The sequence below is a fragment of the Flavobacterium sp. genome (genome assembly GCF_035456225.1).
Lineage (GTDB): Bacteria > Bacteroidota > Bacteroidia > Flavobacteriales > Flavobacteriaceae > Flavobacterium.
On the sequence record NZ_DATIDM010000015.1, the window covers coordinates 1 to 14,988 of the forward strand.

A 14,988-nucleotide genomic window follows, 5' to 3' on the forward strand; every position below is an offset into this window, starting at 1 on the left:
GGAGCAGTAAGCCACCATTGTTGCACTGATGTGTACAAAACATAGGTGTTGCCGGCAGTTACATTAATATAAGCACCTAAACCAGTAGCCCCCCCCCCAAAACCGTTTTTAAACCCGATTCCGGTACAGCCTTCCGCTGCAGCTAATGGAGGTTGTCCATTACATCTTAGTTGATGAACTGTATTGCTCAAATCGGTACAACTGGGGTTTTCAAACAATGCCCATTGCCAATCGACAGTTTGGTTCTCAGGGCAAATCAAAAAACCAAACTCACCGCTGTATTGTGGTGTAAAAATGAACCAAGCCGGATGCCATTCTGGAGTTGGGTAAATATTGCCCGCGATACAATAAATAGTTTGGTAAGGAGTGCTTCCTGAAAATGCCGTATATGAATCATCCACCAATCCAGGACCATTAGATTCAAAGTAATAGCTTTGTGTGGCATCGCAGATGCGGTACGAAACATTACAATCAGCAGCTGACTGTAATTGTCCATTAGTGTGATTAAAAAACAAAAGCATGGTTATAAGCCACGCTTTTAAGAAATTATCGGTATAGCTTTTTGTTATGGATACTGCCATCTTCTAACACTACTTTTACATTGATTAATTTAAATTGTTCCGGCACTTCCACTGTTGCCGTTTTACTACTTATTTTTTCCTGTTTAGCAACTAAAATCCCGCTACTATTAGGGGTATAAATATCCGAAACATAGACTTCCCGTATATTGCTTGTTTTTGACAATATCTGAACTTTACCGTTTAATGAATATATATCTATTTGGTTGTCAGTATTTTGTTTTGCTAAAATAGTGCTATTATTTGCAAAAAGCAATTTAAATCGCCCTTCTGTTATAGCTCCTGAAGTGGTAAAGGAGTAAGGTGTATCGGTCAGATTATGAACAATTCCCAGCTTTATATCTTCTAAAAACACGGGTTGTGTTTCAAAAATACCTTCTTTTTTAGGGATGGAAATACTGAAATTTGGCGCAACGTTGTCACTTGTGTTAATAATTCCCAATGGAATTGTCTTGTCCATATCAAATGCATCCTGAACATCGATAATTAAATCTTCTGATGTGGACTGGGTGTAAAAATTATACTTTCTGCCGTTAACCGCCTTAATGTCTTCGCTTTGCAAATAGTGGACCGAAGCGTTTTCCTGAAACGCAATACCCAACTGAACGGCGTATCCGTTTGCATCGGTCAGATTTACCCATAACTTATCGTTCGAAATAACGGAATCATCATCATCGTAATCATCTTCATCTTCATTGTTGGCCCTATTGGTCATCCTTGCAAAAGTATTGTTGGCTCTGGTAGTACGCATCTTGTTTTTGAAAACCAATTGTCCCGCTTCTTCAATGTATCCGGTATCCTGCGTGGCAAAACCTCCTGCCGGATCTAACGCTCTTACAAAAAAAGACTGACAAGAAGCTAGAGTCCCTTTCTCATCAATTGGCAAAGCAGGGTTGAATTCAAAATTTCCGGAAAGGGCTGGGTCAATTATCATGGTTGGATTGTACAATAAAAAATTGTCTTCACTATAGTTCAAGGCTTCAGGGCCTGGATTTGTGTTGTTGGGATCGTCATCTAAAACGCCGCGTCCCCAAATCAATGCCAAAGGCTCTATTAGGGAATCGTTTTCGCTTAATAAAACATTCAAATCTATTGCGGAAGGATATGGATTTCCTATCAGATTCAGGTTTGTGCCCAAAGCGGCGTCATTTCTGTATACCGGAACAAACACTTCCCCGTTATTCATTTCTCCCTCAAACGTTATGGTGTAATTGGCATCGTAAATGGTAAAATAACCATTGGAAGATTTTTTTGGCCATGTGACATAGCCTCTTCCGGGAATTAAATGCTCGTTGATGGCGCTTGGGATTACCGAAAACGGTAAATAATCAATAGTTGCAGGGTTTTGATTGAAACCGGCATCATCATCATAACCATCGGTTCCACTGCCATTGTCGCCATGATAGTTTATTGCATCGTAAAAATTTTGGTTTTCGAAACGGAAGAATCTATCGGGATCAAACTGACCGATAGCCGTTCCAAAATCGAAAAATATTTCACCTGCCACCGGGTTTATTGCATTTGTGCTTAAAGGCGAAGACCAATACACATAGTCAGTACCTTTGTTTAACCCAACGGTCGAGCGAGTGTGTTTCATAGCACTTTGTGTGGCTGAATGAATTAGCAGTTGGTTAGCCACTCCATAATAAACATCACGTACCATAACCAGTGAACCACGGTCTTGAACTTCAATGCCATTAGGAACTGTGGAAGTCACCTCGGTTTGTACTTTGGCATTGGTCAAAGAGCTAATTACCAAATTGTTATTCGAAACCAAACTGCAGGCTTCAAAACTGCCATAAGTAGCTGTATCGTAAGGTGCATTAATGAGTTCAACTCTAGAGCGATCAGGGTTGCTTTGATTGCCCAAATCGTCCCAAATTATACCATTCCATTCTAAAGGCTCGCTAAAATGTCTCCCTAAAATCGAGTTTTTACGGTCAGTATCATTGCCCACTTCCGTTATGGAGAATGCTACCCAATCCTGCTCGTCGTAATCGGTTCGTGGTGGCTGGTATTGTAGCGGCATACACGATACCCGTACCATAGATTTATTGGAGCTTTCACCCGCAAAGATGTCAATCCTATCGGCATAGGCATTGGTGCCATTACTGGTAGAAATTATTACAATATCGTTAAAACCGTCAAAGCTGCCAAAACCCCAAGGTGTAGCGGAAGAAGCAGCATAAGCAGGGTTTGCGGAAGAAGCGCCTTTAAACACTTTGGTGCCGTTTGCAGGGATGTTGCCCAAATCCACAGAACCCGCCGGGGTACTGCTCCCGTTTTGGTACCAAACCAAATAATATTGTCCAGAGGCAATAGCAGTGTTATAGTCTTTGTTTTTCACTTCTACATATTTGTCTTTGGGGTTGCGTGAGTAAACCTGTGAAATATAGGGTGGATCTGGCGGAATACACGAGTTTACGGTTATCGTATCGGTAACCACAACCGGCGGGCATCCTAAGTTGTCGGTATATGCATAGGTAATAGTGTGTGGGCCCACTCCGGCAAGTGAACCATTGAAGGAATAAATCCCGGCGGTTTCCACTACTCCATTTCCGGTAAAGACACCATTGCTGTAGGCTACGGGTAAAATATAATCCGTAAGATTGTCGATATTAGTGTTGGAACATAGGGTCGCAGGTAAATCGAACGCGATTTCATAAACAGGCTTAAGATTTACATTGTCAATGTAATAATAAACAGATCTGTTGGTTGTCGGAGGAGGCGGAGCGTCAAAAAGCACGTCGTAAAATCCCCCTAAATATAAAAATGTCTGGCCGGCTACAGCGGTTGTAGTAAAGTTAAATGTGATTGTTTCCCAATCATTATTGCTGGGGCCACCCATATTTGATGAAAAAGATGTATTCTCTAATAAAATGCTGTTTGGTTCAAGTACATAATTGCCATCGCTATCTTGTGTAGGAGTAGGTGAAAATCCAAGATAAGCCTGAAAATTAATGGAAGTGTTATACCTATTCGAATCTGCTTTGGATACATTAAATTACAATTGGTAACTTGTATTGGGCTGTAAAGGTTGCCGCAATTGTGTTGCCAATAAATCTGAAATATGCAGTTCAAGAGGCGTGTTTTGCTCTATTTCAATCCCGGCATAAGCATTGCCTCCAAATGCCGTATTTACATACTGGGTTCCGTTAAGGTTAGTAGGTACTTTAACTGTCGAACTTGTTGAGTTTGCGTGATAGTATTCAGGAGATCCGGTTGCCGCTATCCAGTTACAGGCCAACGCTATCTGATTTAGGCCGGTTGACCACCCATTATTTTGTTCAAAATCACCATTTAAAACCAAATTACAGGGCGTGGGGATAGGACATTGCGAAAAGGAATGCAATGTGAAGAGAATCATAAACAGTAAGAAAGCTTTTAATTTCATAAAGTATAGGTTAATTATTGTTAATAATACAAAAAAAAACGTCTAACAAAAAGAAGCTATTTTGTTAAATATCGATAATTAGCGATTCCCAGTGCTGATTTTTTTAAAATAAAAACCCTTACATCACACTGTAAGGGTTTCTAAATATCTAACTTTCTAAGAAGCCTGATTAATTGAATTTTTAGAAGAGTGTTCTGTTTGAAGCAACAAAAAATCCGTTTAACTTTTACGCTAAACGGATTTCAGTATGATTTAAACCGGTGATTATACCAATTTGTTTTCCAATAAATATTCAGCAATCTGAACCGCATTGGTTGCTGCTCCTTTTCTTAGGTTGTCAGCCACAATCCACATGTTTAAAGAGTTTGGCTGGCTTTCGTCACGACGGATTCTGCCCACGAAAACATCGTCTTTACCTTGCGCATACAACGGCATTGGGTAGGTGTACGTGTCGTTGTTGTCCTGAACTGTAATTCCCGGTGTATTGTGTAAGATTGAACGCACTTCGTTAAGATCAAAATCATTAGAGAATTCAATGTTAACGGCTTCGCTGTGTCCGCCCACTACCGGAATTCTTACGGCTGTAGCGGTAACGTGAATGTTATCATCACCGATTATTTTTTTGGTTTCACGCGTTAGTTTCATTTCTTCTTTCGTGTAACCATTGTCTTCAAAAACGTCGCATTGTGGAATTGCGTTGCGGTGAATTTGGTATTTATATGCCATTTCGCCTTTAATTCCTGCATATTCATTTTCCAATTGCTGTACCGCTTTTACACCTGTTCCGGTAATGGATTGGTAAGTGGAAACAATAACGCGTTTGATGTTGTATTTTTTGTGTAACGGCGCTAAAGCCATAACCAGCTGAATGGTTGAACAGTTTGGATTAGCAATGATTTTATCGTCTTTAGTTAAATCGGAAGCGTTGATTTCCGGAACTACTAATTTTTTAGTCGGATCCATTCTCCATGCGGAAGAATTGTCGATAACCGTTGTTCCGGCTTCAGCAAATTTTGGAGCCCATTCTTTTGAAGTATCTCCTCCAGCTGAAAATACAGCAATATCTGCTTTCATGTCTACTGCAGTCTGCATTCCAACTACCTTGTATTTAGTGCCTTTGAATTCAACTTCTTTTCCTACAGATCGTTCTGAAGCTACGGGAATTAATTCTGTAATCGGGAAATTTCTTTCCGCTAAAACCTGAAGCATCACTTCGCCTACCATTCCGGTGGCACCTACAACGGCTACTCTCATTTTACGTATTGATTTTTAGTGTGTTATTACGAATTGCAAAATTAAATAATAAAGATGTTAAAATATGATAACAAAAAAATATCACAAGAATTTTTTTTCAAATAAAAAAAACCGCCCAATTGGACGGTTTAAGTTAGAATATGTTGTGTAGCGGATTATTTTTTCAGCAAATCGCGGATTTCTCCTAATAATTCTTCCTGGGTTGGACCTGATGGAGCAGGTGCCGGTTCCGGTTTTTTCAATTTGTTCATGGCTTTAATGATAAGAAACATCACAAAGGCAACAATGATGAAGTCAATTAAGGCGGTGATAAACGCACCCCATTGAATTGCTACTTCGGCAACTGCCGGAGTAACCACTGCGCCTGCTGCGTCTTTGACTTCAGCTATGCCTTCTTTCAGTACTATTTTTTTATCGTTGAGGTCTATGCCGCCCAGGATGATACCCACAATTGGTGCGAACATCTTTTCCACAAAAGCGGTAACCACTTTTCCGAATGCGCCCCCCATAACAAATGCAATTGCCATATCAACCAGGTTGCCTCTCATGGCAAACTCTTTAAACTCCGATATAAATCCCATAGAATACGTTTTAGTTAAAAATGCCTTCGAAACTAAAAGTAGTAAAATTTTGATTACATTTTGCTGTTTGAATCAAAAAAGTACATTATTCCTTGTAAAAAACGCGTTTTACACGGTGTGAAATACTGGTTAAGATTTCATACGGAATGGTGCCGATAACCTCCGCCAGTTCGGTAACACGGGGTGATTTTCCGAAGACAATTACGGTGTCGCCTTCACGACAATCGATATGGGTCACGTCAATCATTAACATGTCCATGCAAATGTTGCCTACAATTCGTGCTTTTTGGTGGTTGATCACTACATAACCTTTTTCGTTCCCCCAGCTTCTTGGGATACCGTCCGCATAACCAATCGGAATGGTTGCGGTTCGTGTTGGTTCGGTCACCCTGAATTTTCGGCTGTAACCCACGCTGTCACCCACAGGAATGTCTTTTATTTGTAAAATAATGGTTTTGAGTGTGCCGATATGTTCCAGCTGTTTCATTTCTTCAGGATCATTACCTACACCATATAAACCAATGCCCAAACGAACCATGTCAAATTGATATTCAGAAAAATTATAAATGCCCGAAGTGTTTAAAATATGTCGGATAGGTGCAATGTTCAATTCCTGCATCAATCGTGTCGACCATAAATCAAACTTCTGAATCTGTCCCAACGTGAAATCCCTGAATTCCGGGACATCACTTGACGATAAATGTGAAAAAATGCTTTTTACCGAAACAAAATTGTTGTTTTTCAGCAAGCCGATAAGTTCTGCCAAATCCTTTTCTTCAAAACCAAGGCGGTGCATTCCAGTGTCGAGTTTCAGATGTATCGGATAATTGGACAGGTTTTTTTGCTGGGCTAAAAAGATGAATTTCCTTAAAACGGAAGCCGAGTATATTTCCGGTTCCAAATTATAAGCGACCATGGCGGCAAACGCACTGTTTTCGGGATTCATCACGATAATAGGCATGGTGATTCCCGCGTTGCGGAGTGCAATACCTTCATCGGCGAAAGCCACGCCCAGATAATCAACCTTGTGATGCGCCAATAATTTTGCGATTTCAAAACTGCCGCTTCCGTAACCGAACGCTTTGACCATGGCCATCATTTTGGTGGTGGGTTTTAGCTTTGACCGGTAGAAGTTCAGATTATGGCTGATAGCATTCAGATTGATTTCCAGTACCGTTTCATGTGTTTTCTCTTCCAAGACCACGACAATTTCCTCAAACTGGAAACTTCGGGCTCCCTTAATCAGAATGGTTTCGTTGGAAAAATGAGAGCTGTTGAACTGCAGTAGGAAATCCTGCGTTGTGGCAAACGAAATAAAATTCGGATAGTCCTTTAAATGCGTCCCGATGCTTTCCCCGATTCCGATTACGGTGTCAATTTTATTGTGGGATAACAATCGAAAAACCTTCGCATACAATTCCTCTACGGGAAATCCGCTTTGGAAAATATCGGAAAGAATTACGGTTTTCTTTTTATGGGTTTTATGCTGTTCCAGAAAATCCAAAGCAATTTTCAGCGATTGGTAATCGGAACTGTAACTGTCGTCAATAATCGTACAGTTGTTGATGCCGTTTTTCACCTGCAGACGCATTTCCACCGGATACAATTTGGAGATGCGCTCCTGTATCGTTTTATTGTCGTAACCTAAATGAAGCAATACCATCAGACAGGTAATGGTGTTTTCTTCGGATGCCTTGTCGCGAAACGGAATTTCAACAAGGAATTTTTCTTCTTTTTGCTGGATTTCCAACGTCGAATTTCCTTTTTCCGAAATTAAAATGTCTGCCGAAGCATCATCATAACTCCAGGTAAACGTTTTGGCAGATGCGGGCAAAAGCGCTTCAATTTCCTCGTTTTTTTTAAGGATTACGACTTCCGTATGTTGAAATAATTTTAGTTTTTCGGCAATTTTTTCCTCTTCCGTAGCAAATCCTTCGTTGTGTGCCGAACCGATATTGGTCAAGATGCCGAGTGTAGGCTGGATGATTTTTTCCAGTTTTTCCATTTCACCCACCAAAGAAATACCGGCCTCAAAAATGCCGAAGTTGTGTCGTTCGTTAATTCCGATAACTGAAAGTGGTACCCCTACTTGTGAATTGTAACTTTTCGGACTTCGGATGATATTGTATTCCGGACTCAACAGGAAATTCAACCATTCCTTTACTATGGTTTTTCCGTTACTGCCGGTAATTCCCAAAATTGGAAAATCAAATTGTTTGCGGTAATAGGCAGCAAATTGTTGTAAAGCCACCAATGTATTTTCAACTACAAGAAAATTGGCTTTATGGGCAAATTTTTCCGGGACAGAACTTACCACAAAATACTGAACGCCGGAATCAATCAGATCAGAAATATATTGGTGACCATCGTGATTGTGTCCAACCAAGGCGAAAAACAACGTACTGTTGTTGTTCTGCAGCGAACGGCTGTCGATGGAAACATTGTCAATCAGGCAGGTCTCATCAACCCCTAACCATTTGGCGTGAATGACCGGGACGATATTGTGAAGGGATAAACTCAAAATTTATTTTTGCTTTTTTGTTTTTTCGGTAGGATTTACTTCGCTTTCCTGCATTTCTCGCATCGCATTGTAATAGGCGGCACGGCTCAAAGGCTCATATTCTTCGGTTTCGCCCAACAATACTAATTTGTCGTTATTGGCTTTTCTGAAACTGAAATGCGCTAAATTTCCGGTACGGGTACATACGGCATGTACTTTGGTAACATATTCGGCAGTGGCCATAAGCGCTGGCATGGGGCCGAACGGATTGCCTTTAAAATCCATGTCCAGACCAGCTACAATAACGCGAATTCCGGAATTGGCCAAATCATTGCAAACGGTCACAATCTCGTCGTCAAAAAACTGGGCTTCATCAATACCAATCACATCACAGCCATCAGCAAGTATGCGGATGTTGGCGGCAGCGGGAACAGGAGTGGAGCGTATTTCGTTGGAATCATGGGAAACCACCATTTCGTCGTGGTAACGCGTATCAATCGTAGGCTTGAAAATTTCCACCCTTTGTTTTGCAAACTGGGCTCTTTTCAAACGACGGATCAGCTCTTCGGTTTTACCGGAAAACATTGAGCCACAGATGACTTCAATCCATCCAAATTGTTCTTTATGATTTACTGTATTTTCGAGAAACATTTTGTAATTTTCAGACGTAACAGAAAAATTTCTGATTAGATTTGTAACTCAAACCAACCAACGTAAATTTTACTGTTTTTTATATTGTTTCAAATGTAGAAAAAATTATCAAAGGTTCTTTCCACAGACAAAATAAAAACGTTGGAAAAAATATCAGAAGAATTGCCTTACTCCATATAAATTCAAAAGTTATGAAGAAAAAATTAGAAGCCGAATTAATCAGTATTGCGCACCGAATTTTAAAGATGAAAAACAGGGACGATGTGGTTCAGCTGCATCAGGAAGCCCAGAAATTATATGAAAGTTTATCTGTTCTCCGTTTTTACGAAGAGCATATCGAAACATTGAAACCAACATTGGCTCCGGAAGTGCTGGAAGAAAAAATGGAGAAGGCTTATGAGAAAAAGGATGAAAAAGAACCGGAAGTAGTAGCAGCTGTTGTTCAGGAAGAAATCAGCAATCCCGTTTCTGAAGTACAGGTAGAGGATGAAAAGGTAATGATTGGAGAAATAGCTATTGATGAAGGTGATTTGGATGCTGAAGAAACAGTAGCGGAAGAAGAACCAGTCGTTGAGGAAGAATCTGTAATTGAAGAGGAAGCGGTAACAGAAGAAGAACCTGTAGCGACCGAAGAGAAGGAGGAAGAAGCTGAAGCGATTCTTTTTGAACCCATTTCTGAAGAAAGCAAGGAAGAAATAAAAGAAAGTAAAAAGGACGAACCAAAACAAATCTCTTTTGAGGAATTGTTAGGGGACACTTATCATGAAGCGGATTTTGTTAAAGTCAACGACGTTCCGAAAGAAGTGGAAAAAACGACAGAGGACATTTTTGAGAAAGTCACTGAAGTGAAAGAAGAGCCTGTTAAAGATGAAGTTGTTGCGGAAGAAACCTCCAGTCACAGACCGTTGGAAAGTATCCGTAAAGAAATCGAAGCCGAGAAAGCCGAATACAGAACCTTATCGCTTAATGAAAAATTCAATAAGACGATTTCTCTTAGCTTAAACGACCGCATTGCGTTTGAGAAAAATCTTTTTGGCGGAAGTGGCGAAGATCTGAATAGGGTTTTGTCTCAGTTAAACACGTTCAATACTTTGGATGAAGCCAAAAGTTTTATAGATGATCTGGTAAAACCGGATTATAACGATTGGAAGGGGAAAGACGAATACAGTTCGCGTTTTATGGAATTGATCGAGAATAAATTCGCCTAAATGGGAAAATTGTATTTAGTACCGACGCCGATTGGGAATCTGGACGATATGACTTTCAGGGCTATCAAAGTCCTGAAGGAAGTCGACCTGATTTTAGCCGAAGACACCCGTAATAGCGGAAAACTGCTAAAACATTTCGAAATTGCCACGCACATGCAGAGCCATCACATGCACAACGAACACAAAACGGTGGAAAACATCGTGAAGCGTTTGCAGACTGGTGAAAATATCGCGTTGATTTCCGATGCGGGCACACCGGCCATTTCCGATCCCGGATTCTTACTCACAAGAGCCTGCGTGGAAAACGGAGTTGAGGTAGAATGCCTTCCCGGAGCTACCGCATTTGTACCGGCTTTGGTGAACAGCGGCCTTCCGAATGATAAATTTGTTTTCGAAGGTTTTCTTCCCGATAAAAAAGGACGTCAGACGCGTTATTTGGTTTTAGCCGAGGAAACCCGCACGATGATTCTCTATGTTTCTCCGCATAAATTAGTGAAGACGTTGGCTGAATTTGTTCAGTATTTTGGAGCGGACAGAACGGTTTCGGTATCAAGGGAATTATCGAAAATGCACGAAGAAACCGTTCGTGGTACAGCGGGAGAAGTTCTGAAACACTTTGAAGCCAAACCGCCAAAAGGGGAAATTGTTGTGGTTGTAGGCGGAAAACCTGTTAAATAAATCCTTTTCTAACTTCTAAAATCTAACATCTAAATTTAAATGGATACGCATAAAATAACAACTTCCTGGAAAGGGAAAATGAAATTTGAATCAGACAATCCGAGTGGTGACATCATTGTTATGGATTCAGGTCCGGACCATGGTGGGGAAGGGAGCGGACTTCGACCAAAAGCCATGATGCTTTCGTCTTTGGCGGGCTGTACCGGATTGGACGTTGCTTCCCTTATTGAGAAAATGAAATTGGAAGTAGAAGATTTCAAAATTATAACCGAAGGGGATTTAACAAAAGAGCATCCGAAAACCTATCATACCGTAAGAGTTAATTATCATTTTTACGGGAAAAACCTTAATGAAAAGAAATTGGAAAGAGCCGTAAACTTGTCGGTGGAAAGTTATTGTGGCGTGATGGTCATGTTCCGTAAGTTTGCGAATGTTGAGATAAAGATTGAATTTCATAAAAGCTAAATTATGAATGTAACTGAATTATTGGAAAAGGTTTCCAGTCATGCCGTTTTGCCTTTTTCAGAAGTCATTGAAACTATTGATGCGCATTATGACTTTGTTCCTTCTGCCTTCAAAAATGGGGAAACTTTTAATGAAGAGGGAGTAAATAACGGTTCCTGTAAAGTATATTCTTTTGCAAAAATGAATCAATTGAAAGAAGCGGAAACATTGTTTCTTTTCGGAGAACACTATCAAAAAGTGTTGGAAACACCCGAAGAGACAGATCATCAGAATATCAGGAATTTTATGAAGTTCGGTTGGAGCGGCATTGTTTTCGAAAAAACCGCTCTAACAGCGAAATAAAAGTATTGTATTAAAATAATTTATACGCCAAAATAACTCATTGTTTATCTAAAATCCGTAACTCATTATGCGTTGGAATTTAAAATCAAAGCCAAATCAGGAAAAAGTACAAGCCTTACAAAATGCACTTCAGGTAGATGAAATTATTGCTGCCCTGCTTGTTCAACGGGGAATTGAAACCTTTGAACAGGCCAAAACCTTTTTTCGTCCCACTTTAGCCGATTTGCACGATCCGTACCTGATGAAGGATATGGACAAGGCCGTGGAGCGCATCGAAAAGGCAATCGCCAATGATGAAAATATTCTCGTTTTCGGAGATTATGATGTGGATGGAACTACGGCAGTTTCCTTGATGTCATCGTATCTGAAAAGTTTTTATCCAAATGTGGCAACCTATATTCCGGACCGCTACAAGGAAGGTTATGGAGTTTCCTACCAAGGGATTGATTTTGCAGACGATAACGGTTTTTCACTTATTATAGCATTAGACTGCGGTATCAAATCCATCGATCATGTTGCCTACGCCAAAGCAAAAAATATAGATTTCATAATTTGTGATCACCACCGTCCCGGAGATGTTTTGCCGGAGGCTGTTGCGGTTTTGGATCCGAAGCGAACCGATTGCTCCTATCCGTATGATGAGCTGTGCGGTTGCGGAGTAGGGTTCAAACTGATTCAGGCGCTCTCTCAAAACAGAAACCAAACGCTTGATGATTTAGTTCCCTATTTAGATTTGGTGGCAACTGCAATTGCTGCGGATATTGTCCCGATTACTGGAGAAAACCGCGTGTTGGCAAAATTCGGACTGGAAGTGATTAATGCAAATCCGCGTCCGGGAATCAAAGCGCTGATTCAGAATTTAAAACGAACTGTACTTACCATAACCGATGTGGTTTTCGTTATTGCGCCACGGATCAATGCCGCAGGACGAATCAAACACGGAAATCATGCGGTGGAATTACTCACGGAATTCAATTTGGAACAGGCCGAGGAATTTGCTTCCCAGATTGAATCCTTAAATGCTGACCGAAAAGATTTAGATAAACAAATCACCGTAGAAGCCCTTCAGCAAATTATCGAAAACGAGGAGCAAAACCGTTTCACCACCGTAGTATACCAGGAAGACTGGCACAAAGGTGTTATCGGAATTGTGGCTTCGCGTTTAACGGAAACGTATTACAGACCAACACTTGTTTTTACCAAAAGTGGCGACAAATTAGCGGCTTCTGCCCGTTCTGTTAAGGATTTTGATGTATACAATGCATTGGAAGCATGTTCTGAACACTTGGAGCAGTTTGGCGGGCATATGTATGCTGCCGGAATGACACTCAAGGAAGAAAACTACGAAAAATTTAAAGATGCGTTTGAAAGAGTCGTTTCGGATACCATTCATCCCGATTTACTAACGCCGGAAATTTCAATTGATGCCGAGATAGTTTTGTCGGACGTCAATCCGAAATTCATGCGTATCCTAAAACAATTTGAACCATTCGGCCCACAAAATATGAGTCCGGTCTTTTTAGCCAAAGGGTTAAAAGATACCGGTTATGGAAAGAAAATAGGCTCGGGCGAAGAACACCTGAAATTATATGTGAAACAAAATGATTCGGATAGTTTTGGCGCTATTGGTTTCGGTTTAGCCGATAAAATTGCGCTGACCGAAAGCAAAAAACCTTTTGATGCTGTATTTTCCGTGGATGAAAACGAATGGAACGGCACCATTTCTTTGCAATTACGACTTCGTGATATTCAATAATATTTATTTAGAATCGTTTTAAATAATTTGTATATTTGTTCAAAATCGAATTCGATGGCACAGATAGAACAATTATATCACAATGATTTTGGTGTGGCTTTTTATTGGATTAAAAACGATCGGGTTTTGCGGGAGAGAGTCCAATTGGTTTTTAAGGAAACCGGTTTTTATCTTTCGTTTTCAGAATTAATGAAATTTTCAGCCAATATTGAAACTACTTGCGGTAATATCAAATGTTCCGATTGTGAACTTCGCGGACATTGCCATAAATTCCTTTTGGAGACTCCTTTTCCGGGTTTGGAATTAGCGGTCTCCGAAAGTGAAGCAATTCAGTTGAAGGATTTGGTTTCAGGTACTTTGTTTCAGGTTCAGTTGAACGATTATCTGGACGATGTCTGCAAGAATTAAATGCTTTTGACCACAAAAGTCACAATACCCCAGATAAGGAGCTGATTGTCTTCGGTAACTTTTATGGGCTTATACGTATCGTTTTCGGGAACCAGATAGACACAGTCGGTTTCGATTTTGATGCGTTTTACGGTAAATTCCCCATCAATACAACAAACCGCAATTTTATTGTTGGAAGGTTCTAGGCTTCGGTCGATTACCAAAATATCTCCGTCGTCAATTCCGGCGCCTGTCATTGAATTTCCGCTGGCACGAGCATAAAAAGTAGCTTCTTTGTTTTTAATCAGCAGGGCATCCAAGCTAATTTTTGAGCCGTCAAAATCAGCGGCAGGCGAAGGGAAACCAGCCTTGATTCCGCCTTCAATAAGAGGAAGTTCCACCGATTTTTCGAAATCCGGTCTGAAAAAAGTTAGGTTTGGTTTCGCTACAGACATTTTACGGTAATAATATCGTTTATATTGGTCGTGAAATTGGGAGACAAATGGTTTTGTTTCATGATCCACGTGTGTTGTAAATCCTGATTACCCAAGCGAATTTTGCGTTCGCCCGTTTTCTTGTGATAGCGGTCAATCACTTCCATCAGTTTTTGGTGCTTCGGATTTTCTTCCTCAAACAAATGCAGCTGTTTCTGGTCTTGCGGAATGAGTTGCGTTACGATTACGCCGGCTTTCATATAAAGTTCGTTTGGCTCGTATATTTTTTCCAGCATTTTTATGGCTAGATTGCTGATGGTAAGGTTTGAATTGGTCGCAAACGGAAGTGTTTCCGTCCGACTGTAATACAACCGGCTGTCGTTGGTTTTGTGCGGATCTTTCGCCAGAAAAACGTTCACGCTGTAACAACAGGAATTCTGTTTGCGGAGTTTCTCGGCACAGACTGTTCCAAAAGTGGAAACACGTTCTTTCAGGTCGTCCAAATTAGAAAGTTTGTTTTTGAAACTTCTCGTAATGGCGATGCTTTTTTTTGTTTCCAGCGCTTCTTCGAGTTCGAGTACGGGTTTGCCTTCCAATTCGCTTTTTAATCGGAGCCCAATCACTCCCATTTCACTTTTGATGAAATTCTCATATTGTGGCTGTATGAAATCGTAGGCCGTGTTGATTTGCTTCGCTTTCATTTTCCTGGTCAAACGATAGCCAATTCCCCAAACGTCTTCAATTTTTGTCCATTTGAGTG

At 40.6% G+C, this 14,988-nt stretch carries 14 protein-coding genes and 1 pseudogene; 6 read left to right on the top strand and 9 right to left on the bottom strand.

The window, feature by feature from the left end; genetic code table 11:
- The 7 genes and pseudogenes from VLB74_RS00710 to VLB74_RS00740 form a co-directional block, all read right to left on the bottom strand.
- Window positions 1-581 (bottom strand): annotated as a pseudogene (locus VLB74_RS00710) (hypothetical protein); the annotation flags it as partial.
- The gene (locus tag VLB74_RS00715; protein WP_325201552.1) at window positions 547-3,426 is read right to left on the bottom strand and encodes a hypothetical protein; all 2,880 of its coding nucleotides are present in this window, start codon (window positions 3,424-3,426) and stop codon (window positions 547-549) included. The gene VLB74_RS00715 and the pseudogene VLB74_RS00710, both read right to left, overlap by 35 nt.
- Window positions 3,427-3,582: 156 nt before the next feature.
- Window positions 3,583-3,972, bottom strand: a complete 390-nt coding sequence (locus VLB74_RS00720) for a hypothetical protein (RefSeq protein WP_325201553.1) — start codon at window positions 3,970-3,972, stop codon at window positions 3,583-3,585.
- A gap of 264 nt (window positions 3,973-4,236) precedes the next feature.
- Window positions 4,237-5,226, bottom strand: a complete 990-nt coding sequence (locus VLB74_RS00725; protein WP_325201554.1) for an aspartate-semialdehyde dehydrogenase — start codon at window positions 5,224-5,226, stop codon at window positions 4,237-4,239.
- A 155-nt stretch (window positions 5,227-5,381) separates the two neighbouring features.
- Complete coding sequence (gene mscL / locus VLB74_RS00730) at window positions 5,382-5,807, bottom strand: large conductance mechanosensitive channel protein MscL (RefSeq protein WP_325201555.1); 426 nt, start codon at window positions 5,805-5,807, stop codon at window positions 5,382-5,384.
- 85 nt (window positions 5,808-5,892) lie between these two features.
- On the bottom strand, window positions 5,893-8,328 hold the full coding sequence (locus VLB74_RS00735; protein WP_325201556.1) for a bifunctional UDP-N-acetylmuramoyl-tripeptide:D-alanyl-D-alanine ligase/alanine racemase: 2,436 nt from the start codon (window positions 8,326-8,328) through the stop codon (window positions 5,893-5,895).
- A gap of 3 nt (window positions 8,329-8,331) precedes the next feature.
- Window positions 8,332-8,958, bottom strand: a complete 627-nt coding sequence (locus VLB74_RS00740) for a thymidine kinase (protein ID WP_325201557.1) — start codon at window positions 8,956-8,958, stop codon at window positions 8,332-8,334.
- A gap of 191 nt (window positions 8,959-9,149) precedes the next feature.
- Here VLB74_RS00740 and VLB74_RS00745 point away from each other — a divergent pair, with 191 nt between their 5' ends.
- The 6 genes from VLB74_RS00745 to VLB74_RS00770 all read left to right on the top strand — a co-directional run bounded on the left by VLB74_RS00745 (window position 9,150) and on the right by VLB74_RS00770 (window position 13,815).
- The gene (locus VLB74_RS00745) at window positions 9,150-10,166 is read left to right on the top strand and encodes a hypothetical protein (protein WP_325201558.1); all 1,017 of its coding nucleotides are present in this window, start codon (window positions 9,150-9,152) and stop codon (window positions 10,164-10,166) included.
- Window positions 10,167-10,844: a 16S rRNA (cytidine(1402)-2'-O)-methyltransferase gene (gene rsmI, locus VLB74_RS00750; protein ID WP_325201559.1), complete on the top strand. Its 678-nt coding sequence runs from the start codon at window positions 10,167-10,169 to the stop codon at window positions 10,842-10,844.
- Window positions 10,845-10,883: 39 nt separating this feature from the next.
- Window positions 10,884-11,309: an OsmC family protein gene (locus tag VLB74_RS00755; protein WP_325201560.1), complete on the top strand. Its 426-nt coding sequence runs from the start codon at window positions 10,884-10,886 to the stop codon at window positions 11,307-11,309.
- A 3-nt stretch (window positions 11,310-11,312) separates the two neighbouring features.
- Entirely contained in the window at window positions 11,313-11,651 is a 339-nt protein-coding gene (locus VLB74_RS00760; protein ID WP_325201561.1) for a HopJ type III effector protein, read from the top strand.
- A gap of 67 nt (window positions 11,652-11,718) precedes the next feature.
- Window positions 11,719-13,407, top strand: coding sequence for a single-stranded-DNA-specific exonuclease RecJ (recJ, locus tag VLB74_RS00765; protein WP_325201562.1), 1,689 nt, complete (start codon window positions 11,719-11,721; stop codon window positions 13,405-13,407).
- Window positions 13,408-13,461: 54 nt separating this feature from the next.
- Complete coding sequence (locus VLB74_RS00770; protein ID WP_325201563.1) at window positions 13,462-13,815, top strand: hypothetical protein; 354 nt, start codon at window positions 13,462-13,464, stop codon at window positions 13,813-13,815.
- Here VLB74_RS00770 and VLB74_RS00775 read toward each other — a convergent pair.
- Both VLB74_RS00775 and VLB74_RS00780 read right to left on the bottom strand, forming a co-directional pair.
- On the bottom strand, window positions 13,812-14,249 hold the full coding sequence (locus VLB74_RS00775) for a LexA family protein (protein ID WP_325201564.1): 438 nt from the start codon (window positions 14,247-14,249) through the stop codon (window positions 13,812-13,814). The genes VLB74_RS00770 and VLB74_RS00775 overlap by 4 nt on opposite strands.
- On the bottom strand, window positions 14,240-14,988 hold a 749-nt coding region (locus VLB74_RS00780), incomplete at its 5' end, for a DinB/UmuC family translesion DNA polymerase (protein WP_325201565.1). The genes VLB74_RS00780 and VLB74_RS00775, both read right to left, overlap by 10 nt.

Excerpts from the sequence above, each read along its gene's own strand:
- rsmI (WP_325201559.1), top strand. The coding sequence starts at position 10,167 with ATGGGAAAATTGTATTTAGTACCGACGCCGATTGGGAATCTGGACGAT.
- VLB74_RS00775 (WP_325201564.1), bottom strand. The coding sequence starts at position 14,249 with ATGTCTGTAGCGAAACCAAACCTAACTTTTTTCAGACCGGATTTCGAA.
- mscL (WP_325201555.1), bottom strand. The coding sequence starts at position 5,807 with ATGGGATTTATATCGGAGTTTAAAGAGTTTGCCATGAGAGGCAACCTG.
- VLB74_RS00755 (WP_325201560.1), top strand. The coding sequence starts at position 10,884 with ATGGATACGCATAAAATAACAACTTCCTGGAAAGGGAAAATGAAATTT.
- VLB74_RS00745 (WP_325201558.1), top strand. The coding sequence starts at position 9,150 with ATGAAGAAAAAATTAGAAGCCGAATTAATCAGTATTGCGCACCGAATT.
- VLB74_RS00760 (WP_325201561.1), top strand. The coding sequence starts at position 11,313 with ATGAATGTAACTGAATTATTGGAAAAGGTTTCCAGTCATGCCGTTTTG.
- VLB74_RS00740 (WP_325201557.1), bottom strand. The coding sequence starts at position 8,958 with ATGTTTCTCGAAAATACAGTAAATCATAAAGAACAATTTGGATGGATT.
- VLB74_RS00720 (WP_325201553.1), bottom strand. The coding sequence starts at position 3,972 with ATGAAATTAAAAGCTTTCTTACTGTTTATGATTCTCTTCACATTGCAT.
- VLB74_RS00715 (WP_325201552.1), bottom strand. The coding sequence starts at position 3,426 with ATGGGTGGCCCCAGCAATAATGATTGGGAAACAATCACATTTAACTTT.
- recJ (WP_325201562.1), top strand. The coding sequence starts at position 11,719 with ATGCGTTGGAATTTAAAATCAAAGCCAAATCAGGAAAAAGTACAAGCC.
- VLB74_RS00770 (WP_325201563.1), top strand. The coding sequence starts at position 13,462 with ATGGCACAGATAGAACAATTATATCACAATGATTTTGGTGTGGCTTTT.
- VLB74_RS00725 (WP_325201554.1), bottom strand. The coding sequence starts at position 5,226 with ATGAGAGTAGCCGTTGTAGGTGCCACCGGAATGGTAGGCGAAGTGATG.